Genomic DNA, 20687 nt, shown 5'->3' with positions numbered 1-20687 from the left:
GGAATGAATCCTGACAGAAATAATTGAAACAGATCCCCGTTACTTCACACCTCCAGCCACTCCGTTCCGCTAGATATGCTTCCATCCTGGATCAGCGTCTTGGCCGCGGCGATGTCCGGGGCGAAGTAGCGGTCCCGGTCCCAGAAGGCGACTCGGGCGCGAAGGGCCGCATGCGCCCGCTCCAGCCCGGCGCTGCTGTTCAGCGGCCGGTGGTAATCCACGCCCTGCGCCGCCGCCAGCAGCTCCACCGCCACGATGCCCACCGTATTGTCGGCCATGTCCAGCAGGCGGCGCGCGGCCCAGGTGGCCATGGAGACGTGATCCTCCTGGTTGGCGCTGGTGGGGATGCTGTCCACGCTGGCGGGATGGGCCAGGCCCTTGTTCTCCGACGCCAGCGCCGCCGCCGTGACCTGGGCGATCATGAAGCCGCTGTTCACGCCGCCGTCCCGCACCAGGAAGGCCGGCAGCCCGCCATTGTGGTTGGGGTCCACCAGCATGGCGCTGCGCCGTTCCGACAGGTTGCCGATTTCCGTCAGAACCAGCGCCAACTGGTCGGCGGCCATGGCCACGGGCTCGGCATGGAAGTTGCCGCCGGACAGGATGCTTCCGCTCTCCCCCTCCCGCTCCGGCGGGAAGACCAGGGGATTGTCGGTGACGCCATTGGCCTCCACCGCCAGGGTGGCGGCGGCCATGCGGATCTGGTCCAGCGCCGCCCCCATCACCTGGGGCTGGCAGCGCAGGCAATAGGGGTCCTGCACGCGGGAGCAGTCGATATGGCTGGCGCGGATTTCGCTGCCGGCCAGCATGCGGCGGTAGGCGGCGGCCACATCCATCTGCCCGCGCTGGCCGCGCACGGCATGGATGCGGGGATCGAAGGGCGTGTCGCTGCCGCGGGCGGCATCCACGCTCATGCTGCCGGCCACCACCGCGGCGTCGAACACCCGTTCCGCCGAGAACAGCCCGGCCAGCGCCAGGCCGGTGGACACCTGCGTGCCGTTCAGCAGGGCCAGCCCTTCCTTCGGCCCCAGCTCGACCGGGCCGAGCCCGGCCAGCGCCAGCCCCTCCGCCGCCGGCATCACCCGGCCCCTGTGGCGCACCTCCCCCTCCCCGATCAGCGGGGCCACCAGATGGGCCAGCGGGGCGAGGTCGCCGGAGGCGCCGACGCTGCCCTTGGCCGGCACGCAGGGATAGACCTCCCGCTCCACCAGATCGGCCAGGGCGCGGATCACCTCCGGCCGGATGCCGGAGAAGCCGCGCAGCAGGCTGGCGATCTTCAGCACCATGATCAGCCGCACCACCCCGTCCTCCAGCAGCGGCCCGGTGCCGGTGGCATGGCTCAGCACCAGATTGCGCTGAAGCTCCGCCAGCTTGTCGGTGCCGATGCGGGTCTTGGCCAGCAGGCCGAAGCCGGTATTGATGCCATAGACGGTCTTCCCCGCCCCGATCACCTCCGCCACGATGCGCGCGCTGGCGGCCGCACACTCAAGATCCTCGCCCCGCATCTCCAGCCGCACCGGCCCGGACAGGGTGGCGCGCATGCTGGACAGGGTCAGGTGGCCGGGAATGAGGGTGAGCGGCATGCTCATGCCTGGGTCTCCAGATGGTCGGCCGCGGCCGACAGGTAGGTCTGCATCATGCGGCGCAGAAGCGGGCGCAGCGTTTCCGCCTTTTCGAAGTCGAGGCGCGGCGGCGGAGCGACGATCCCGCCCTCCCCGTACCAGGAGCCGTCGGCCATGTAGGCGCTCTGCGCGATCTCGAGCTGGAAGGCGAGGATGCGGTTCTGCGGCTGGCCGAAATGGCGGGTGATGTAGCCGCCCTTGAACCGGCCGTTCAGCACGGCGCTGTAGCGCCCGTCGGCCTCGACCACATCCAGCATGCCCTGCGCGATCTCGTCCGGGCAGGCGGCGCCATCGTTGGTGCCCAGATTGAGGTCGGGCAGCGCGCCCTCGAACAGGCGCGGCAGCACGGGGGCGATGGAATGCGCCTCCCACAGGCAGGCGAAGCCATGCTCCGCCACCAGCCGGTCCAGCTCCATCCGGATGCGGTCGTGATAGGGCTTCCAGATCTCCGCGATGATGCGGTTCTTCTCATCCTCATGCGGCGGGGCGGACCAGACCGCGTCGCCGAGGAAGGTTTCCTGCGGGAACAGTCCGGTGGTGGTCTGGCCGGGATAGAGGCTTTCATCCGTGCTGGGCCGGTTCAGGTCCACCACGTAGCGGCTCCGCGTCGCCGCGATCACCGACGCGCCGAGATCGCCCAGGAAGTCGTACAGCTTGTCCACATGCCAGTCCGTGTCCGGCAGCGCGTGGGCCGGCTGGCTGAGCCGCGAGGTCAGATAGACCGGCACCTCCGTGCCCGCATGCGGGATGGACACCAGCAGCGGAACGGAACCGGGGGAGAAGACGTAGGGGCGGATGGACATGGGCAAAGACCTTTCCGGTGGTCCGTAGGTCGGATCGAGCGTAGCGATGATCCGACACAGCGGTCGAGGACAAGCACGAAATCCAACAACGCCGCAGAACGGACAGGGTGCGTCGGATCAGCGCCTCCGGCTTGATCCGACCTACGCGAGCATCGGCAGATCCAACCCCTGCTCCCTCGCGCAATCCACCGCGATCCCGTACCCCGCATCGGCGTGGCGCATCACGCCGGTGGCGGGGTCGTTCCACAGCACGCGCCCGATCCGGCGGGCGGCATCCTCCGTTCCGTCCGCCAGGATCACCATGCCGGAATGCTGGCTGTAGCCCATGCCGACGCCGCCGCCATGGTGCAGGCTGACCCAGGTGGCCCCGCTGGCGCAGTTCAGCAGCGCGTTCAGCAGCGGCCAGTCGGACACGGCGTCGGACCCGTCCCGCATGGCCTCCGTCTCCCGGTTCGGGCTGGCGACGGAGCCGCTGTCCAGATGGTCGCGCCCGATGACCAGCGGCCCGATCTCGCCGCGCGCCACCATCTCGTTGAAGGCGAGACCGATGCGGTGCCGGTCGCCCAGCCCCACCCAACAGATGCGCGCCGGCAGGCCTTGGAAGGCGATGCGCTCCCGCGCCATGTCCAGCCAGCGGTGCAGGTGCCGGTCGTGCGGCATCAACTCCTTCACCTTCTCATCCGTTCTGCGGATGTCCTCCGGATCGCCGGAAAGGGCGGCCCAGCGGAAGGGGCCGACGCCGCGGCAGAAGAGCGGGCGGATATAGGCCGGCACGAAGCCGGGGAAGTCGAAGGCGTTCGCCAGCCCCTCATCCTTCGCCATCTGCCGGATGTTGTTGCCGTAATCCAGCGTCGGCACGCCCATGGCGTGGAAGTCCAGCATGGCCTGGACATGGAGGACCATGGAGCGCTTGGCGGCCGCGGCCACCGCCTGCGGATCGCGCTCCCGCATCTCCACCCAGCGCTCAAGGCTCCAGCCGGCGGGCAGGTAGCCGTTCACGGGATCGTGGGCGCTGGTCTGGTCGGTGACGGCGTCGGGGCGGTAGCTTGCATCCTCCCGCGAGCGGCGCAGGATTTCGGGGAACAGCTCCGCCGCATTACCCAGCAGGCCGACGCTGACCGGCCGCCCCGCTGCCTTCGCCTCCCCGATCCAGCCCATGGCCTGTTCCAGGCTATCGGTGCGGCGATCCAGATAGCGGGTCTCGATCCGGCGGTCGATGCGGCTGGGCTGGCACTCCACGGCCAGGCAGGAGGCCCCGGCCATGGTGGCGGCCAGCGGCTGCGCCCCGCCCATGCCGCCCAGCCCGGCGGTGAGTATCCACTTGCCCGAGAGGTCGCCGCCGTAATGCCGCCGGCCGACCTCGACAAACGTCTCGTAGGTGCCCTGGACAATGCCCTGGGTCCCGATATAGATCCAGGACCCGGCCGTCATCTGGCCGTACATCATCAGGCCGAGCCGATCCAGGTGATGGAAATGCTCCCAGTTCGCCCAGCCCGGCACCAGGTTGGAGTTGGCCAGCAGCACCCGCGGCGCGTCCTTGTGCGTGCGGAACACGCCTACCGGCTTGCCGGACTGCACCAGCAGGGTCTGGTCGTCATCCAGCCGCTTCAGCGTCTCCACGATCCGGTCGAAACTCTCCCAGTCCCGCGCCGCCCGGCCGATCCCGCCATAGACCACCAGCTCCTGCGGATTCTCTGCCACCTCCGGGTCGAGGTTGTTCATCAGCATGCGCAGCGGCGCCTCCGTCTGCCAGGACTTGGCGTTCAGCGTCAGGCCGCGGGGTGAGCGGATAATGCGGGTGTTGTCGCGACGGGTGGCCATGGGGCTTCGGGTCCTTGGTCGGGCTTATTGGGCATTCCGGGCGCTTGGCGAAGGTGGATGTCGCATTCCGCTATGCTGCATGCGACCTACGGCCCGGTAGGTCGCAAGGAGGCCCGAAGGGCCGGATTGCGACAGGCCTCATGCGAGAAGCCGCCGCAACGTCTGCCGGTAGCGGCGGGATATCTCCTCCTCGCGGGCGTGGCGGCCATGGTCGATCACGCAGCGGCCGCCGATGAAGCTGTGGGTGATCGGACTGCCGCCGGCATTCACGAAGATCAGCGCATCCAGCAGCAGGTCGCCCTCCCGCTCCATCAGCGCCGGATGGTCGGCATCCAGGACCAGCCAGTCGGCGCGGCAGCCGGCCTCGATCCGGCCCGTGGCACGGCCCAGCGCCTGCGCCCCGCCCTCCGCCGCGTCCAGCCACAGCCGCGCGCCCAGATGCTGGGTCCGGCCCGGCAGATCGTAGGCGCGGCGGCCGGAGATCAGGCGCTGGCCGTAATGCAGCAGCCGCAGCTCCTCCCGCGCATCCAGCGACACATGGCTGTCGGAGCCGACGCCGAACCGGCCGCGGGCGCGGCGGAAGGATTCCCACCGGAAGAGCCCGTCGCCCAGATTGGCCTCCGTCGTGGGGCAGAGGCCGGCGATGGCCCCGCTCTCCGCCACGCGCACGGCCTCCGCATCGGTCATGTGGGTGGCGTGGACCAGGCACCAGCGCCGGTCCACCTCCACCTCGCCCAGCAGGAATTCCACCGGTCGCGCGCCGAGGTGGGACAGGCACTCCTCCACCTCCTTGAGCTGCTCGGCCACATGGATGTGGATGGGGGCGGCGGGGTCCCGCCGGGCCATCTCCGCCACCGCCTCGCGCATGGGGCGGGCGGGCACGGCGCGCAGGGAATGCAGGGCGAGGCCGAGGCGAAGCTCCGGCCCCTGCTCCGCCTCCAGCGCCTGCAGCAGCTCAAACATCCCGGCGGGCGTGCCCTGGAACCGGCGCTGCCCGCTGGTGAGCGGCCGCTGGTCCAGCCCGCCGGTCATGTACAGCACCGGCAGGTGCGTCAGCGCGATTCCGGCGTTCCGCGCCCCCGCGACAACGGCGCGGGACATGGCCGCGGCATCGGCATAGGGCTTCCCGTCCGGGGCGTTGTGCAGATAGTGGAACTCCGCCACGCCGGTATAGCCGCCCTTCAGCATCTCCACATAGAGATGGGCGGAGATCGCCTCCACATCCTCGGGCGTCAGCTTGGCGACGAAGTCGTACATGGTGCGCCGCCAGGACCAGAAGCTGTCCCCGCTGACCGCCCCCCGCTCCGCCAGCCCGGCCATGGCCCGCTGGAAGGCATGGGAATGGAGATTGGCCATGCCGGGCACCACGGGACCGGACAGGCGGACGGCCCCGTCCGGCGCGCCGCCGGGCTGGACGGCGGCGATGGTGCCGTCCCCATCCACCTCGATCCTGACATTCCCGGCCCAGCTATCCGGCAGCCGGACGCGGTCGGCGAAAAAGGCGCGCACCTCTGTGTCCTTTCCGGCTTGCATCCTGTATATACAGGCATCCTATCGCGCCCATGGACGGCGCACAAGCCGCCCGGCAGGATAGGTTTCGGTTTCCCTTTTCCCTCGCGGGGAGAGGGAGCAGATGGAGCAGGTGATATGAGCGCAGCACCCTGGGACACGCTCTGGCTCGGCGGCCATCTGGCCACCATGGCGGAGGGGGCGGACCCCTATGGCACGATCCGCGGCGGGGCGCTCGCGGCCAAGGACGGGCGCATCGCCTGGATCGGGGCGGCGGCGGACCTGCCCGGCCGGCCGGAGGAGCTTGCGAGGCGCGTGGTGGGGCTGGAAGGGCGCTGGGTCACGCCGGGCCTGATCGACTGCCACACCCATGCGGTGTTCGGCGGCGACCGGGTGGAGGAGTGGGAGATGCGGCTGAACGGCGCCTCCTATGCCGACATCGCCCGGTCCGGCGGCGGCATCAACCGCAGCGTCGCCCTGACCCGCGCCGCGCCGGAAGGGGAGCTGGTGGCCGCCGCCGCCCGCCGCATCGCCCCGCTGCTGGCGGAGGGGGTGACGACGCTGGAGGTGAAGTCCGGATACGGGCTGGAGCTGGACTCCGAACTCAAGATGCTGCGCGCCGCCCGGCGGCTGGGGGCGGAGACGGGCATCCGGGTCAGGACCAGCCTGCTGGCCGCCCACGCCCTGCCGCCGGAATACAGGCAGGACCGCGCCGGCTATCTGGAGCTGGTCTGCCGGAAAATCGTGCCGGAGGCGGCGAGGCTGAGGCTGGCCGATGCGGTGGACGCCTTCTGCGAGACGATCGGCTTCACCGCGGCGGAGACGGAGCTCGTGTTCCAGGCCGCCCGCGACCATGGCCTGCCCGTCAAGCTGCATGCGGAGCAACTGTCGGACCAGGGCGGGGCGGCGTTGGCCGCCCGCTACGGGGCGTTGTCCTGCGACCATCTGGAATATGTGACCGCGGCCGGGCTGGACGCGATGGCGCGGGCGGGGACCGTGGCGGTGCTGCTGCCCGGGGCCTTCTACCTGCTGCGGGAGACGCAGGCCCCGCCGGTGGCGGAGATGCGGGCCCGCGGCATTCCCATGGCCATCGCCACCGACCTGAACCCCGGCACCAGCCCTGCCCGCTCCCTGCTGCTGATGCTGAACATGGCCTGCACCCTGTTCCGCCTGACGCCTGCCGAGGCGCTGGCCGGCGCCACCCGGAATGCCGCGAAGGCGCTGGGCCTCGCCGATGAGATCGGCACGCTGGAACCGGGCAAGGCCTGCGACCTCGCCATCTGGGAGGTGGAGCGCCCGGCGGAGCTGGCCTACTGGCTGGGCGGCAGCGCCTGCGTGGGAAGGGTCATGGGCGGGGTGCCTGCGGCATGGCCGGCCTAATCGCGCCGCTGCCGTTCATGGAAGATCGCCAACATCTCGATCACATCCGTTCCGACGCGGTAACGCAGGAGGAAGGGCGTTCCGGGAACTTTCAGGTCCCGCGTGCCGACGACGGCTGCCGGATGCCCAAGATGCGGAAAGCTCCGTAGGCGCTTCGCCGCTTGGCGCAGGAGCTGAACCTGCGCGCGCGCCGCCCGCGGATTGTGCTGGCTGACATAAGCATGGATTTCGTGCAGCCGATCCACGAACTGCTGCGAAAAGACCAACCTCACGAACGGGCGCCATCCTGGGCAAGGAGACTGTCGAAGACCTTGTCCATGTCCTCTTCCGAAAGACCCTGGCCGGATGCGATGGAGGCAATGGCCATCAGGGTTTCCGCCTCCTGTTCCGCCGCCGACAGCATTCCAGGAGGAGCGGGGATATTCCGCTCGAGCCCATCCAGAACGATCAGGGCGCGGATGGCATCTTCCGTCAGTTCCTCAAGCCGGCGGCCCTGGTCACGGGCTAGCCTTTCCAGGGAGGCGGCCAGCTCCCGGTCGACCTGGATTGCAACGGTATCCGGCATGAGGGCCTCCATCTCTTGGACCACGATCATAACACCGGAGAAACCCAAGCGGCAGCGCTCTAAACCGGCCTGAACCGTCCGCCGAGGCGGTAGCGGGAGCCGGGATAGAGGAAGTCGGCAAGGGAGGCGACGCGGCCGGCGGGGCCGTCCGTCCAGGTGCGGCGGGAAAGGCGCAGGCAGGGCTCGCCCGCCTCCATCTCCAGCAGTCGGGCCGTGCGGGCATCGGGCAGGATGGCTTCCACCAGATGCTCCACCTCCACCACCGGGGCCTCGTCCAGCAGGTGGCGGGAGGGGGTGATGCGGGTGAAGTCCAGCGCGAGATAGCCAGGGGCCGCGGCCGGCAGGACCCAGCGATCCTCGATCTGCAAGGGCCGTCCATTCTCCCGGTGCAGCAGGATCGAGTGGTAGAGCGGCGTGCCGGGCGCGAGGTCGAAGGCGGCGGCCACGGCGGCCGGCGCCTCCTCCTCCGCCAGGTGCAGCACATCGGCGCTGTGGGTGCCGCCGCGCTCCCGGATCTCATCCGCGATGTTGCGGATTTCCAGCACCGTGCCCACCGGCTTGGCCGCGGCGACGAAGGTGCCCACACCGGCGGTACGGGTCAACCGCCCTTCCGCCGTGAGTTCGCGGAGCGCCCGGTTGGCGGTCATGCGGCTGACGCCCAGTGCGGCGACCAGCTCATGCTCCGACGGCACGCGGTCGCCGGGCTTCAGCTCCCCGACCGCGATCCGGTCCAGCACATGGGCCTTCACCCGCTGGTAAAGCGGGGCGTCGTCAGCACGCGAGACCATGTCCAACCCGTCCGCCCCCATGATCCCTCCGCCGCATGCCGTGCGCCCCTTCCCCGGATTTTCCGTCATCCCGGACAGGGCCGGGGCCCGAGAACGATGCCTGTGGCCCTGGGTCCGGCCTTGCGCCGGGATGACGGGGAAGAACCTGGAGAGGGGATGGTACGGCTCACACCGCCTCGGTCGCCAGCACCAGCCAGTCCCGCTCCGCCCCCTCCACCAGGGGCGACAGGGTCTCGCGGACGCGGGCGTGGTAGCTGTTCAGCCACTCCCGCTCCGCCGCGGTCAGCAGGGACGCATCCACCAGCCGGCGGTCGATGGGGCAGAGGGTAATGATCTCGAAGCCCAGCATGGGCCGCTCCGCCCCCGGCACCTCGACCGGCTGCACCACGATCAGGTTCTCGATCCGGATGCCGTAGGCGCCGGTCTTGTAGTAGCCGGGCTCGTTGGACAGGATCATGCCGGGCTGGAGCGCCACGGTACTGGGGATCTTGGCGATGCGCGCCGGCCCCTCATGCACCGACAGGAAGCTGCCGACGCCATGGCCGGTGCCGTGATCGTAATCCAGCCCCTCCGCCCACAGGAACTGGCGCGCCAGCGCGTCGAGCTGGGAGCCGGTGGTGCCCTTGGGGAAACGGGCGACGGACAGGGCGATATTGCCCTTCAGCACCAGCGTGAAATGCCGCTTCATCTCCGCCGAGGGCGTGCCCACGGCGATGGTGCGGGTGATGTCGGTGGTGCCGTCCAGATACTGCCCGCCCGAATCCAGCAGGAACAGGCTGTCCCGCTCGATCTTCCGGTTCGTCTCCGGCTGGGCGTGGTAGTGGACGATGGCGCCGTTCGGGCCGGCCCCGGCGATGGTGTCGAAGGACTGGTCGCGGAAATCGGCGACCTGCCTGCGGGTCTCCAGCAGCCGCTCGGCCGCCGCGATCTCATCCAGACCGCCCTTCGGCGCTTCCCGGTCCAGCCAGGCCAGATAGCGGACCATGGCCGCCCCGTCGCGCCGGTGGGCGGCGCGGGCGCCCTCCAGCTCCACCGGGTTCTTCATGGCCTTGGGCATGACGCAGGGGTCCGCTTCCCGCTCCACCCTGGCCCCGGCGGCATGCAGCCGGTCGAAGATGGAGACGGCGGCCGTGGCCGGATCGACGCGGACGGCGGCCTTCTCCGCCCCCAGCGCGTCCAGCGCCGGCCCCAGCTCCTCCGGTGCGCGCACGGAGACCTGGTTGCCGAGATGGAGGGCCAGGTCGGGGGCCAGCTTGCGGCCATCGACGAACCAGTCCACGTCGCCGGTGTCGCGCACAATGGCGAAGCTGAGCGGCAGCGGCGTGCAGGGCACGTCGGAGCCGCGGATGTTCAGCAGCCAGGCGATGCTGTCCGGCTGGGTCAGCATGGCGGCGCGGGTCTGATGCGCCCGCAGCTCCGCCGCCACCTCCGCCCGCTTGTCGGCGCTGGACTTGCCGGCGAACTCCACCGGGTGCGGTTCGATCAGGCCCAGGGGCGGCGGCGGCTGGTCGTGCCAGACGGCATCCACCGGGTTGCTGTCCAGCGCCACCAGCTCGGCCCCTGTCCGGGCCAGGGCGGCGCGCATCCGCTCTACCCAGCCCACGGTCACCAGCCAGGGATCGAAGCCCAGCTTCTGGCCGGCGCGCAGGTTGGCGGCGGCCCAGTCGCCATGGAACTCGTCGGTCAGGCTGCGATAGTCGTAGGAGGCGGCGTCCACCTGCTGCCGGACCTGGAGCGTGTAGCGGCCATCCACGAAGATGGCGGCCGCGTCGAGCGTCACCACCACCATGCCGGCGGACCCGGTGAAGCCGGTCAGCCAGGCCATGCGGTTGGCCCGCAGCGGCACATATTCGCCCTGATGCTCATCGGCGCGGGGAACGACGAATCCGTGCAGGCCGCGGCGCTGCAACTCGGCGCGGAGGCGGCCCAGCCGGTCGGCATGGTCGCCCTGCTGCGGCAGCACCGGTCGGGCCACCATGTCGCGCAGCGCCCGCAACTGGGCCTCCAGCTCCGCCGGAAGCTCCACGCCCACCAGCTCCAGCCAGCGGTCCGGGCGGCTGCCGTCCGGGGCGGCATTCACGCCGGCGATCAGGTCGCGGATATCCTCCACGGACCGGCCGATTCCGGCCTCCTGGAGCAGGCGGGCAAGGTCGGCATCGCCACGATAGGCGGGGGTGCTGGAGGCCACGGGGTCAACTCACCGGTCTGTGGGGCGCCAGGGGCGCGGTCTGAGCGGAAGCTAGAACCACCCGCTTGGCGGCGCAAGGGGCCGGACAGGATCGGCCGTCGGCTGTTGGAGTGGCAACCGATCACCGAGCCGATCACCGAACGAGAGGAGAACCCATGCACAGGCCAACCATTGGAACGCTAGCCCTGCTCGCCGCCCTGCTGACCGCTCCGGCCTGGGCCGGGGAAGCGGTTCCGGAGGATGTCGCGGCGGGCAACATGGACAGCAATGCCGCCCTGCCGCCGGAGCAGTCAGGCATCGCGGTCGCCAGCGGCGCGGATGAGGAAAGCGCCGCCATGGACGAACCCGCCGATGCCGTCGCAACCGACGAGGCCGAAGCGCCGCCCGTGACCGACGAGTCCGCCGAGGCGCCGTCCCCCGACGAACTTCCAGCGGAGCGCATCGCCACGGAACCGCAGTTCCTGCCCGACGGGGCGCCGCCGGAGCCGGTGGAACAACCGACCGTGCCGCCGCGGGAGTAACAACAGCTCTCGACGAAGGCAACTCATCGAGAGCTGTTATCGGCGACTACTACCGCCACGCCGCCTCTGCGGCGTAAGCCGAGCCGCGGAGCGGCGCTGGCGTCTGAAGCTCACGGATGGGTCACCATCCGTGAGAACGCGTATAAGGCCGGCTCAGCCCTTCATCACCAGGGTAGACCAGTCGCCGAGCCGGTAGCGCTTCACCAGCTTCATTCCCTGGGCGCGGTGGGCGTTGATCACCAGCGGCTCCTGCCGGTGCAGCAGGCCGGAGAAGATGGCGAGGCCGCCGCGCTTCAGATGGCGGCGGCAGTCCGGGGCCATGCGGGCCAGGGGGCGGGCCAGGATGTTGGCGACGATCACGTCATAGACGCCATGCCGCCCGCCCTTCCGCACCGCGTTGGTGCGGTAGCCGTTGCCGGTGAAGAGCTTCACATACTGGTCCACCCGGTTCAGGCGGGCATTCTCCGTCGCGATCTCGATGGAGAGGGCATCGATATCGACGCCCACCACCGGGATTTTCCAGAGCTTGGCGATGGCGAAGGCCAGGATGCCGGAGCCGCAGCCCATGTCGAGCGCGTTGGCGATCTTGCGCGACTTCCGCAGGTCGGAGATGGCGCGCAGGCATCCCTGGGTCGTGGCATGCTCGCCCGAGCCGAAGGCCATCGCGGCCTCGATCTGGAGGCCGATGCAGCCCACGGGCACCGGCTTCTTGTGGTGGCTGCCATGGATGAAGAAGCGGCCGGCCTGGATCGGCGGGAAGGACAGGTAGGTCTTGGTCACCCAGTCGATGGGCGGCAGCGGCTCGGCCGTGAATTCCGGCTCCGGAATGCCCATGGCGGCGGCCATGACGGCGATCTTGGTGGAGATGCGGCCGGTGTCAGGCTCATTGTAGCTGGTGCCCTCGATCAGCCACTGCCCGCCTTCCTGCAATTCGAAGGTGGAGACGGCATCCACATGGGGCTCCACCAGCTCGGCGAAGGCGGGCACACAGGCCTCCGGCACCTCGAACGCGATCCGCCACATCGGCTGCATATGACCTGCTCCGCACAAAGAAGAACGGCCCGAAGGCTGTGTGCCTCCGGGCCGGGAAGTCCTACACGTTTGCGGCCGATTCCTCAATGCGGGCGGTCAGCCGCAACGCATCAGGTCTTGTCGTTCAGGATCTTCTCCATCTCATCCATGATGGCGCTCATGCGCTTGATCAGGGCCTGATAGGGAGCCGGGGTGGCCATGTCGAGTCCGGCCTTCTTCAGGAGCTGGTACGGGTACTGCGAGCCACCGGCGCGCAGGATGTTCAGGTACTGCTCGCGTACCTTCTCCCCGCCGGTCTCCACCTGCTCGGCCCAGTAGGCCGAGGCCGCCATGGAGGTAGCGTACTGGTAGACGTAGAAGGGCCGGTAGAAGTGCGGGATGTAGGCCCATTCCTGGCAGTAGGCCGGGTCGATGTTCATCACGCCCTGATCGGCGCCATGATACTTCTTCAGCAGGCCGCAATAGATCTCCGTCATCTTCTTGCCGGAGAGGGCTTCGCCCTGCTGGACCGCGTCATGGGTGGCCAGCTCGAACTCGGCGAACATGGTCTGGCGGAAGAAGGTGCCACGCATGCTCTCCAGAGCGTGGCCGAGATAATAGAGCCGCTCCTCCTTCGACCCAGCCTGCTCCAGCATGAAGTCGGAGAGCAGGATCTCGTTGGTGATGGAGGCGATCTCCGCCACAAACAGGGAATAATCCGCTGTCTCGAAGGGCTGGTTCTTGTTCGCCAGCGCGGTGTGCATCCCGTGGCCCCATTCATGGGCATAGGTGCTGACGCTGTCGAAATTGTTCTGGTGGTTCAGGAAGACGAACGGGGTCACCCCGTAGACGCCGGTCTGGTAGGCGCCGGAGCGCTTGCCCTCCGCCGGGAAGACATGCATCGAGCGTTCGGAGATCGCCTGCTTCAGCATGCCCTGGTATTCGTCGCCCAGCGGCCGGGTGGCGGCCAGGGTCAGCTCACCGGCCATGTCGACCGGGTATTCCTTCCCCAGTTCGACCAGCGCCGGATAGATGTCGTAATAATGCAGGTCCGGCAGCTTCAGCATCTTCTGCCGAAGCTTGAAGTAGCGGTGCAGCGTGGGCAGGCCGTTGTTCGCCTCTGCCACCAGCGTGCGGTAGACCTCCTCCGGGATGTCGTTGCCGGCCAGGCTGGCGGCCACGGCGGACTTGTAGCCGCGCAGCTTGGCGTTCGCCACGCCGGCCTCGATCCGCGTGCCCAACGTGGAGCCGAAGGTGTTCTCGTACTGCTTCCACTTGGTCCAGAAGGTATTGAAGGCGTTCTTGCGCACCTCCCGGTCCGGATGCTCGCGCAGCTTGGCGTAGCCGATCTGGTTCAGCTTCACGTCCTTGCCGTCCACCTGGATGGAGGGCCAGTCCACATCCACCGTGGCCAGCAGGTTGTAGGTGGTGCCGGACGCGGTCAGCACCGGCGACACAGCGGCCAGGGCGGCCTCGGCTTCCGGCGTCAGCGTGTGCTCGGCCGTGCGGATGATGTCGCGCAGGCGGAAAGCGTGGTTCTTCAGGGCCGGCTCGGCCTTGATGAAGCTTTCCACCTTCTCCTTGCCGATGGCCTGGACCTCCGGGTCCACCCAGGCGAGGGCGGAGCCCAGCTCACCGCCCAACTGGCGCATCAGGCTGGCGCGTTCCTGGTTGCGGGCGTCGCGGCTGTCGGTGGAGGCCTGGGTGGAGGCATAGACCCAGAGCCGCTCCAGCCGGCGGCCGACATCGGACATCTTCTCGAACGCTGCCGCCATGGTCTTGGCGTCCTTGCCCAGCGTGCCCTTCAGGGCGGCCAGTTCCGGCAAATCCGCCAGCACGGCCTTGCGTTCGGCATCCCAGGCTTCGTCGCTGGGGAACAGCTTGGTCAGGTCCCAGACCCAACGCTGATCCACCGCGGCCGCCTCTGCGGCGGGCTTCGCCGGGCTGGCGGACTGGGCGTTGGCGGTGAGCGGCGCCAGGGTGGCGACCAGGGCCAGGGCGGCGGTCCCCAGGATACGCGAACGGAAATTCATCAGCACAAAGTCTCCTCGAAGCGCCGGGCCGGATCGCCCGGCTTGAAAGTCAGCGGTTGGGATGCCGGCCAGCCGGTATCCGGAAAGGCAGGACGGACGGGGCGGGGCCGTGGAGGCCCTGCCCCGCCGATCCGGATCAGGTCTTGTCGGCCAGGATCTTTTCCATCTCGTCCATGATGGCGTTCATGCGCTTGATCAGCGCCTGATAGGGGGCCGGCGACGCCATGTCGAGCCCGGCCTCCTTCAGCAGCGGATAGGGGTACTTGGACCCGCCCGCACGCAGGATGTCCAGATACTTCTCCCGCACATCCGGCCCGCCGGTCTCCACCTGCTCCGCCCAATAGGCGGCGGCGGCGATGGAGGTGGCGTACTGGTAGACGTAGAAGGGCCGGTAGAAGTGCGGGATGTAGGCCCACTCCGCGCAGTAGGTGTCGTCGATCTGCATCACGCCCTGTTCGGCGCCATGGTACTTCTTCAGCAGACCGCAGTAGATTTCCGTCATCTTGTCGCCGGACAGGGCCTCGCCGCGCTCCATGGCGTCATGGGTGGCCAGCTCGAACTCGGCGAACATGGTCTGGCGGAAGAAGGTGCCGCGCATGCTCTCCAGCGCCTCACCTAGGTAATAGAGGCGCTCTTCCTTGCTGCCGGCCTGCTCCAGCATGAAATCGGAGAGTAGGATTTCGTTGGTGATGGACGCGATCTCCGCCACGAACAGCGGGTACTGGGCGTTCTCGTAGGTCTGGTTCCTGTCGGCCAGAATGGTGTGCATCCCATGGCCCCACTCGTGGATGTAGGTGCTCATGGAATTATAGTCGTTCTGGTGGTTCAGGAAGACGTACGGGGTGATCCCGTAGACGCCCCACTGGTACGCCCCGCTTTCCTTTCCTTCCGCCGGGAAGACGTGCATGGAACGGGCCGACGTCGCCTGCTTCATCAGGCTCTGATACTCCTCGCCCAGCGGCTTCACCGCGGCGAGCGACAGGGCGGCGGACTGGTCGAGATCGAACTTCTTGTCCAGCTTCACCATCGGCGGATAGATGTCGTAGTAGTGGATGTCCGGCAGGCCGAGCATCTTCTGGCGCAGCTTGAAATAGCGGTGCAGGGCCGGCAGGCCCTTGTTCGCCTCCGCCACCAGCGTGCGGTAGACCTCCTCCGGGATGTCATTGGCGGCCAGGCTGGCGGCCACGGCGGTGGGGTAGTTGCGCAGCTTGGCCTGGGTCACGTTGGCCTGCACCACGGCGCCCAGCGTGCCGCCCATGCTGTTCCGGTACTGGCTGAAGGTGGCCCAGAACTTGTCGAAGACCTCTTTACGGACGGCCCGGTCGGGGTTCTGGCGCAGGCGGCCGTAGCCGGCCTGATTCACCGTCTCCTCCTTGCCGTCCACCTTGACCTCAGGCCAGTCGATGTCGGCATTGGCCAGCAGCGAGTAGGTGTCGCTGAAAGCGCCCAGGGTCGGGGACAGGGCCGCCAGCACGCCTTCCGCCTCGGCGGTCAGGGTGTGCGGCTTGTTGCGCAGGATGTCGCGCAGGTCGAAGGCGTGCTTCTCCAGCCCCTTGTCGGCCTTGATGAAGCTTTCGATCTTCTCCGCCCCGACATCCTGGACCTCCGGCGACAGCCAGGCGGTGGCGGAGCCCAGCTCACCGAAGAGCTGCTGGGACAGGCTGCGCCGCTCCATCTTGGAGCTGTCGCGGTTGTTGGTGGTGCTGTCGATATAGGCGTAGACCAGCACCTTCTCCGCACGCCGGTTGATGGCGCTGATCCGGTCCAGCGCCGCGCGCAGAGTGGCGGCGTCCTTGCCCAGCGTGCCCTTCAGCGACTGAAGCTCCGGAATTTCCTTCAGCAGGGTCGTGCGCTCGGCGTCCCACGCCTCGACGCTCGGGAAGATCGGCGACAGATCCCAGACATGGCGCGGGTCCGTCTTGGCCGCTTCGGCGGCGGGTTTGGCGGGCTGGGCCGCCTGGGCCAGCGCACCGGCGACAGGCGCCATTCCGATCAGCAACGCAATGCCGGCAGCCCCGATCAACCGGGTCCGGATGGAAACCTTGTCCGCCATTTTACCCCCCTGGAAAAGACGGCGGCCCCATCCGGGGGCCTGCCGCACGACTTCAGGGGTTATAGCGCAGCGTTCCGCCAGTCCAGATGGTGTTTTTGTAACCGGTTGGTTTCCGAGACAGCCCGTCCACTCTGGTCACTGGGGCTCCGGCAGGCCGGCGGTCTTGGGAAGGGGCAGTCCGTGCTTCAGCTTTTGCTCCGCGGCACTGCGCAGGGCCTCGTCCGCGCTTTCCTGCTGGGCGGCGCGGCGCCACTGGAAGCGGGCCTCCTGCTTGCGACCCACTGCCCAATAGGCGTCGCCGAGATGGTCGTTGATCGTGGGCTCCGCCGGTTCCAGCTCCGCCGCGCGCTCCAGATCCTCGATGGCGCCATGGTAATCGCCCAGCTTGAACTTGGCCCAGCCCAGGCTGTCCACGATGTGGCCGTCGTCCGGCCGTTTGGCCACCGCCCGCGCCACCAGATCCCGCGCCTCCTCCAGGTTCTGACCGCGGTCGATATAGGAATAGCCGAGATAATTCAGGATGGAGGGATGGTCGGGGTTCAGCTCCAGCGCCGCGCGGAGATCCTTCTCCGCCTCCGGCCAGCGCTTCGCCCCGTCCAGGGACAGGCCGCGCAGATAATAGGCCAGCCATTCCGGCCGGCCGGCCTCCTCCTGTCGCTTCACCGCACGGTCGTAGGCGGCGATGGCCTCCTCATAACGCCCGTCCATCCGGGCGATGTCGCCGAGCCGGATCAGAGCATCGGTGCGCTCCGGCCGTTCCGCCGCCATGTCGGACAGCATCTTGGTCGCCTCGTCCGTCCGCTCCAGCCGGCGCAGCGCGTCGGCCTGACGCAGCCGGGCGGCCCACATGATGCCGGGCGCGCCCGAGACGGCCTTGTACTCGGAAAGCGCCGCCGCATCGCGGTCGCGGGCGGCCAGAACGTCGCCCACCATGAGGCGGGCGAGATCGAGCCCGCCATCCAGCATCAGGGCGATGCGTCCATAGAGCAGCGCCATCTCCGCGGCTCCCTCCTGATGGAGGGCGGAGCCGAGTTCGAACATGGCCTCCGCCAGCCCCTCATGGGCATTGGCGATCAGCGGCTGCGGCGGCCTGCCCTTGTCCAGGGCCTCCAGCGCGTCGGCTGCGATGGGGTTCGCGCCGTTGCCCTCCGCAAAAGCGGCATAGAGCGCGCGCGCCTCCTCCGTCCGGCCCTGCCGCTCCAGGAAATTGCCGGTGAGCTGGACCAGCCGTAACGGCTGGCCGTCTCCCCGGGCCAGTTCCATGTAGAGCCGGCCGGCCTCCTCCGCATTGCCGCGCAGATCCTGGATCACGGCTTCCTGCAGCAGCTTCAGCGGGCGGAAGCCCGCCGCTTGGTCCAGCGGTGCCAGCGCGGCCAGCGCGGCATCATAATCGCCGGCCCCCGCCTGCGCCCAGGCGGTCAGCAGCGGGGTCACGAACTGCCCCATCCCCTGGCTGGGCAATGCCGGCAACCGGGCCAGCGCCTGATCCGCCCGGTTGTTGGCAAGGTCGTCCGCGACCAGCAGGGCGGAAGCGAGATAGCTTTCCCCGTCCGCACCCTCGATGCGACGGGCGAGGCGCAGAGCCTCCTCCTTGTTGCCCTCGCCGAGATGCAGCAGGAAGGCGCGGCGCATCAGGCCGGTATTGCCGGGATCGGCCTGCAAGGCCTGGGACAGGTGACGCGCGGCCAGATCCCAGTCGCCCGCACTCTGGGCGACGCGGCCGGCCAGATAGCTGCCCACCGGGCTGAATTCGGCGATGCGGATGGCGGGCGCCTCCACCGGGGCGGCTTTCGCCGTCCCGGCCCAGAACGCCCCGGCCAGAGCCAACAGCCCAAGGGCCGCGGCGGTGGTTCTGAGGCGGGCCTGCGCCCGGGCATGTGCGTCCAAGGTGATGGCCCGTGCCTGTCCGGTCATGCTGACTGCCCGCATCTGCTGCCCTGGTCCTTATCTGTGATCAGCCGCTGGGTGCCGTTCCACCCGACGCCCGGCCTCCCGCCGGCCCGTCATGTCGAGCAATCAGCGTACGCATGGAGGCTTTAAGGGATCAATAACCGTGCGTGGGGCCGGACCCATTTTGTAACAGAAGGCATGAAGCGGGCCGGCGCTGACGTCGCAATCCGGCCTTCGGCCTTCTCGCGACCTACGGGCACGAGCATCGGGGCCGGTGACATCTTGAAAGATGAAAAGGATGGGAAGGATGAAGATGATGGACCGGGAGCGCCGCAGGCAGTGATCGAGACCGGGCAGGAGCTAAGACGGAGTCAAATAGCCCCGCGCCATCATTTTCATCCTTTTCATCTTTCTAGATGTCACTAGCCCAGCCATTCGATCCTGCCCGTGCTGGCTCCGGCAGACAATCGGTTATCAGGCAAGGATGAATAGGATGAATGGGATGGCGCGCCGCACCGGCGGAGGCAGGTCTCAGTCACCTCCCCGCACCGGCGGATAGGATGCTCTCCGTCATCCTATCCATCCCATTCATCCTTTCCTATACCCGAACCAACCCTCCCCACGGGGAGGACAGTGTCGAATAGTTCAGACGGGTGTCGGCCACGCTCCGCGTGACCGACCTACGTTCGCCGTACCATTCCCCGCGAGAGCCGGATTGCGACGCGGCCCCACCGCCGGAAAGCCGCGCCCACAATGGGAAAGGGCCGGTTCCCTGCGGAACCGGCCCCTTGTGCACTCACATGTTCGGATAGTTCGGCCCCCCGCCGCCTTCGGGCACGGTCCAGACGATGTTCTGCTTCGGGTCCTTGATGTCGCAGGTCTTGCAGTGCACGCAGTTCTGGAAGTTGATGACGAAGCGCGGATCGCTGCCGTCGTCGTTCCGCATCACCTCGTACACCCCGGCCGGGCAGTAGCGTTGCGCCGGTTCATCATATTCCGGCAGGTTGAACTCGATCGGGATCGAGGGGTCCTTCAGCTTCAGGTGTGAAGGCTGGTCCTCCTCATGGTTGGTGTTCGACAGATACACCGAGGAGAGACGGTCGAAGCTGATGACGCCGTCCGGCTTGGGATAGGCGATCTTCTTCGCCTGCGCCGCCGGAACCAGACTTTCGTGATCGGCCTTCTTGTAATGCAGCGTGTAGGGCAGCAGCTTGCCGAGCCCGAGATCGTGCAGCCACATCTGCACGCCGCCATGGATGTTGCCGAGGCCGAGACCCCATTTCAGGCCCGGCTTCACGTTGCGGACCTTGTAAAGGTCCTCATACACCCAGCTCGACTTGTACGCCGTCTCGTAGCCGTCCAGCACATTCCTGGGCGAACCGGACTTGAGCTGCGCGAAAGCCGCCTCCGCCGCCAGCATGCCGGTCTTCATGGCGTTGTGGGTGCCCTTGATCCGCGGCACGTTGACGAAGCCGGCGGAGCAGCCGATCAGCGCGCCGCCGGGGAAGGCCAGCTTCGGCACGGACTGGAAACCGCCCTCATTGATGGCGCGGGCGCCATAGGCGATGCGCTTGCCGCCTTCCAGGTACTTGCGGATGAAGGGGTGCTGTTTGAAGCGCTGGAACTCCTCGAATGGGGAGAGGTGCGGGTTCCAGTAGTCCAGGTTCACCACGAAGCCGATGGAGACCTGATTATTCTCCAGATGGTACATCCAGGAGCCGCCAGCCGTCTTGCTGTCCAGCGGCCAACCCTGGGTGTGCATCACCAGGCCCTGCTTATGTTTATCCGCCGGGATTTCCCACAGTTCCTTGATGCCGATGCCGTACTTCTGCACATCGCAATCGGTGCGCAGGTCGAAGCGGTCCATCAGCATCTTGGACAGATTGCCGCGCACGCCCTCGGCGAAGAAGGTGTACTTGCCGTGCAGCTCCATGCCGGGGGTGTAGCGGTCCGTCGGCTCCCCATCCTTGCCGATGCCCATGTCGCCAGTGGCGACACCCTTGACGGAGCCGTCCTCGTTGTAGACCACCTCCGCGGCGGCGAAGCCGGGATAGATCTCCACGCCCAGCTCTTCGGCCTGCGTCGCCAGCCAGCGGCAGAGATTGCCCAGGCTGATGGCGTAGTTGCCGCTATTGTGCATCAAGGGCGGCAGCAGGAAATTCGGTATGCGCATGCCGCCCTTGTCGGACAGCACGTAGAAACGGTCGTCCACCACGGGGGCGTTCAGCGGGGCGCCCTTTTCCTTCCAGTCGGGGATAAGCTCGTTCAGCGCGCGCGGGTCGAGCACGTTGCCGGACAGGATGTGGGCGCCGACCTCCGACCCCTTCTCGATCACGCAGACGCTGACTTCATGGCCCTGTTCGGCCGAGAGCTGCTTCAGCCGGATCGCGGCGGACAGGCCCGCGGGGCCAGCGCCGACGATCACGACATCATATTCCATGGATTCGCGTTCCATGCCCTTCCCCGCTGTTTTTGACCGCTGCATGAACGTCACGAGCGGCTATTT

15 protein-coding genes are annotated in these 20687 nt (G+C 68.1%); 2 read left to right on the top strand and 13 right to left on the bottom strand.

Features of this window, described 5'->3' with window-relative positions; genetic code table 11:
- Positions 1 to 44: 44 nt before the first annotated feature.
- The 4 genes from hutH to DOL89_RS00440 all read right to left on the bottom strand — a co-directional run bounded on the left by hutH (position 45) and on the right by DOL89_RS00440 (position 5752).
- Positions 45 to 1586: a histidine ammonia-lyase gene (gene hutH / locus DOL89_RS00455; RefSeq protein ID WP_119677378.1), complete on the bottom strand. Its 1542-nt coding sequence runs from the start codon at positions 1584 to 1586 to the stop codon at positions 45 to 47.
- Positions 1583 to 2422 carry an N-formylglutamate deformylase gene (gene hutG, locus DOL89_RS00450; RefSeq protein ID WP_119677377.1) on the bottom strand — a complete coding sequence of 280 codons (840 nt, stop codon included), beginning with the start codon at positions 2420 to 2422 and terminating at the stop codon, positions 1583 to 1585. Before hutG ends, hutH begins: the two co-directional genes overlap by 4 nt.
- A gap of 141 nt (positions 2423 to 2563) precedes the next feature.
- Complete coding sequence (hutU, locus tag DOL89_RS00445; RefSeq protein WP_119677376.1) at positions 2564 to 4243, bottom strand: urocanate hydratase; 1680 nt, start codon at positions 4241 to 4243, stop codon at positions 2564 to 2566.
- A gap of 138 nt (positions 4244 to 4381) precedes the next feature.
- Positions 4382 to 5752: a formimidoylglutamate deiminase gene (locus DOL89_RS00440; protein WP_119680142.1), complete on the bottom strand. Its 1371-nt coding sequence runs from the start codon at positions 5750 to 5752 to the stop codon at positions 4382 to 4384.
- A gap of 138 nt (positions 5753 to 5890) precedes the next feature.
- Here DOL89_RS00440 and hutI point away from each other — a divergent pair, with 138 nt between their 5' ends.
- Positions 5891 to 7132 carry an imidazolonepropionase gene (hutI, locus tag DOL89_RS00435; RefSeq protein ID WP_119677375.1) on the top strand — a complete coding sequence of 414 codons (1242 nt, stop codon included), beginning with the start codon at positions 5891 to 5893 and terminating at the stop codon, positions 7130 to 7132.
- Here hutI and DOL89_RS00430 read toward each other — a convergent pair.
- The 4 genes from DOL89_RS00430 to DOL89_RS00415 form a co-directional block, all read right to left on the bottom strand.
- On the bottom strand, positions 7129 to 7404 hold the full coding sequence (locus tag DOL89_RS00430; RefSeq protein WP_162937246.1) for a type II toxin-antitoxin system RelE/ParE family toxin: 276 nt from the start codon (positions 7402 to 7404) through the stop codon (positions 7129 to 7131). The genes hutI and DOL89_RS00430 overlap by 4 nt on opposite strands.
- A complete protein-coding gene (locus DOL89_RS00425; RefSeq protein ID WP_162937245.1) occupies positions 7401 to 7697 on the bottom strand; it encodes a hypothetical protein in 297 nt (98 codons plus the stop codon). Before DOL89_RS00425 ends, DOL89_RS00430 begins: the two co-directional genes overlap by 4 nt.
- Before the next feature lie 59 nt (positions 7698 to 7756).
- Entirely contained in the window at positions 7757 to 8485 is a 729-nt protein-coding gene (gene hutC / locus DOL89_RS00420; RefSeq protein ID WP_225889837.1) for a histidine utilization repressor, read from the bottom strand.
- Positions 8486 to 8651: 166 nt separating this feature from the next.
- Positions 8652 to 10673 carry an aminopeptidase P family protein gene (locus DOL89_RS00415; RefSeq protein WP_119677371.1) on the bottom strand — a complete coding sequence of 674 codons (2022 nt, stop codon included), beginning with the start codon at positions 10671 to 10673 and terminating at the stop codon, positions 8652 to 8654.
- Between the two features lie 155 nt (positions 10674 to 10828).
- Between DOL89_RS00415 and DOL89_RS00410 the strand changes: the two genes are divergently transcribed.
- Positions 10829 to 11194 carry a hypothetical protein gene (locus DOL89_RS00410; protein ID WP_119677370.1) on the top strand — a complete coding sequence of 122 codons (366 nt, stop codon included), beginning with the start codon at positions 10829 to 10831 and terminating at the stop codon, positions 11192 to 11194.
- A 153-nt stretch (positions 11195 to 11347) separates the two neighbouring features.
- Here DOL89_RS00410 and DOL89_RS00405 read toward each other — a convergent pair whose 3' ends face one another.
- The 5 genes from DOL89_RS00405 to DOL89_RS00385 form a co-directional block, all read right to left on the bottom strand.
- On the bottom strand, positions 11348 to 12226 hold the full coding sequence (locus tag DOL89_RS00405; protein ID WP_119677369.1) for a 50S ribosomal protein L11 methyltransferase: 879 nt from the start codon (positions 12224 to 12226) through the stop codon (positions 11348 to 11350).
- A 110-nt stretch (positions 12227 to 12336) separates the two neighbouring features.
- A complete protein-coding gene (pepF, locus tag DOL89_RS00400) occupies positions 12337 to 14238 on the bottom strand; it encodes an oligoendopeptidase F (RefSeq protein ID WP_119677368.1) in 1902 nt (633 codons plus the stop codon).
- A gap of 136 nt (positions 14239 to 14374) precedes the next feature.
- Complete coding sequence (gene pepF, locus DOL89_RS00395; protein WP_119677367.1) at positions 14375 to 16291, bottom strand: oligoendopeptidase F; 1917 nt, start codon at positions 16289 to 16291, stop codon at positions 14375 to 14377.
- Between the two features lie 135 nt (positions 16292 to 16426).
- The gene (locus tag DOL89_RS00390; protein ID WP_119677366.1) at positions 16427 to 18220 is read right to left on the bottom strand and encodes a tetratricopeptide repeat protein; all 1794 of its coding nucleotides are present in this window, start codon (positions 18218 to 18220) and stop codon (positions 16427 to 16429) included.
- A 757-nt stretch (positions 18221 to 18977) separates the two neighbouring features.
- Complete coding sequence (locus DOL89_RS00385; RefSeq protein ID WP_119677365.1) at positions 18978 to 20636, bottom strand: electron transfer flavoprotein-ubiquinone oxidoreductase; 1659 nt, start codon at positions 20634 to 20636, stop codon at positions 18978 to 18980.
- Positions 20637 to 20687: the final 51 nt, after the last annotated feature.

Source organism: Indioceanicola profundi (assembly GCF_003568845.1).
Classification (GTDB): Bacteria; Pseudomonadota; Alphaproteobacteria; order Azospirillales; family Azospirillaceae; genus Indioceanicola; species Indioceanicola profundi.
The sequence above is the reverse complement of the archived record's forward strand: the minus strand, read 5'-3'. Positions and strand labels throughout refer to the sequence as shown.

Coding starts and splice junctions, on each gene's coding strand:
- pepF (WP_119677368.1), bottom strand. CDS start 14,238: ATGAATTTCCGTTCGCGTATCCTGGGGACCGCCGCCCTGGCCCTGGTC.
- hutG (WP_119677377.1), bottom strand. CDS start 2,422: ATGTCCATCCGCCCCTACGTCTTCTCCCCCGGTTCCGTTCCGCTGCTG.
- hutI (WP_119677375.1), top strand. CDS start 5,891: ATGAGCGCAGCACCCTGGGACACGCTCTGGCTCGGCGGCCATCTGGCC.
- hutH (WP_119677378.1), bottom strand. CDS start 1,586: ATGAGCATGCCGCTCACCCTCATTCCCGGCCACCTGACCCTGTCCAGC.
- pepF (WP_119677367.1), bottom strand. CDS start 16,291: ATGGCGGACAAGGTTTCCATCCGGACCCGGTTGATCGGGGCTGCCGGC.
- hutC (WP_225889837.1), bottom strand. CDS start 8,485: ATGGTCTCGCGTGCTGACGACGCCCCGCTTTACCAGCGGGTGAAGGCC.
- DOL89_RS00385 (WP_119677365.1), bottom strand. CDS start 20,636: ATGGAACGCGAATCCATGGAATATGATGTCGTGATCGTCGGCGCTGGC.
- DOL89_RS00425 (WP_162937245.1), bottom strand. CDS start 7,697: ATGCCGGATACCGTTGCAATCCAGGTCGACCGGGAGCTGGCCGCCTCC.
- DOL89_RS00405 (WP_119677369.1), bottom strand. CDS start 12,226: ATGCAGCCGATGTGGCGGATCGCGTTCGAGGTGCCGGAGGCCTGTGTG.
- hutU (WP_119677376.1), bottom strand. CDS start 4,243: ATGGCCACCCGTCGCGACAACACCCGCATTATCCGCTCACCCCGCGGC.
- DOL89_RS00410 (WP_119677370.1), top strand. CDS start 10,829: ATGCACAGGCCAACCATTGGAACGCTAGCCCTGCTCGCCGCCCTGCTG.
- DOL89_RS00390 (WP_119677366.1), bottom strand. CDS start 18,220: ATGCGGGCAGTCAGCATGACCGGACAGGCACGGGCCATCACCTTGGAC.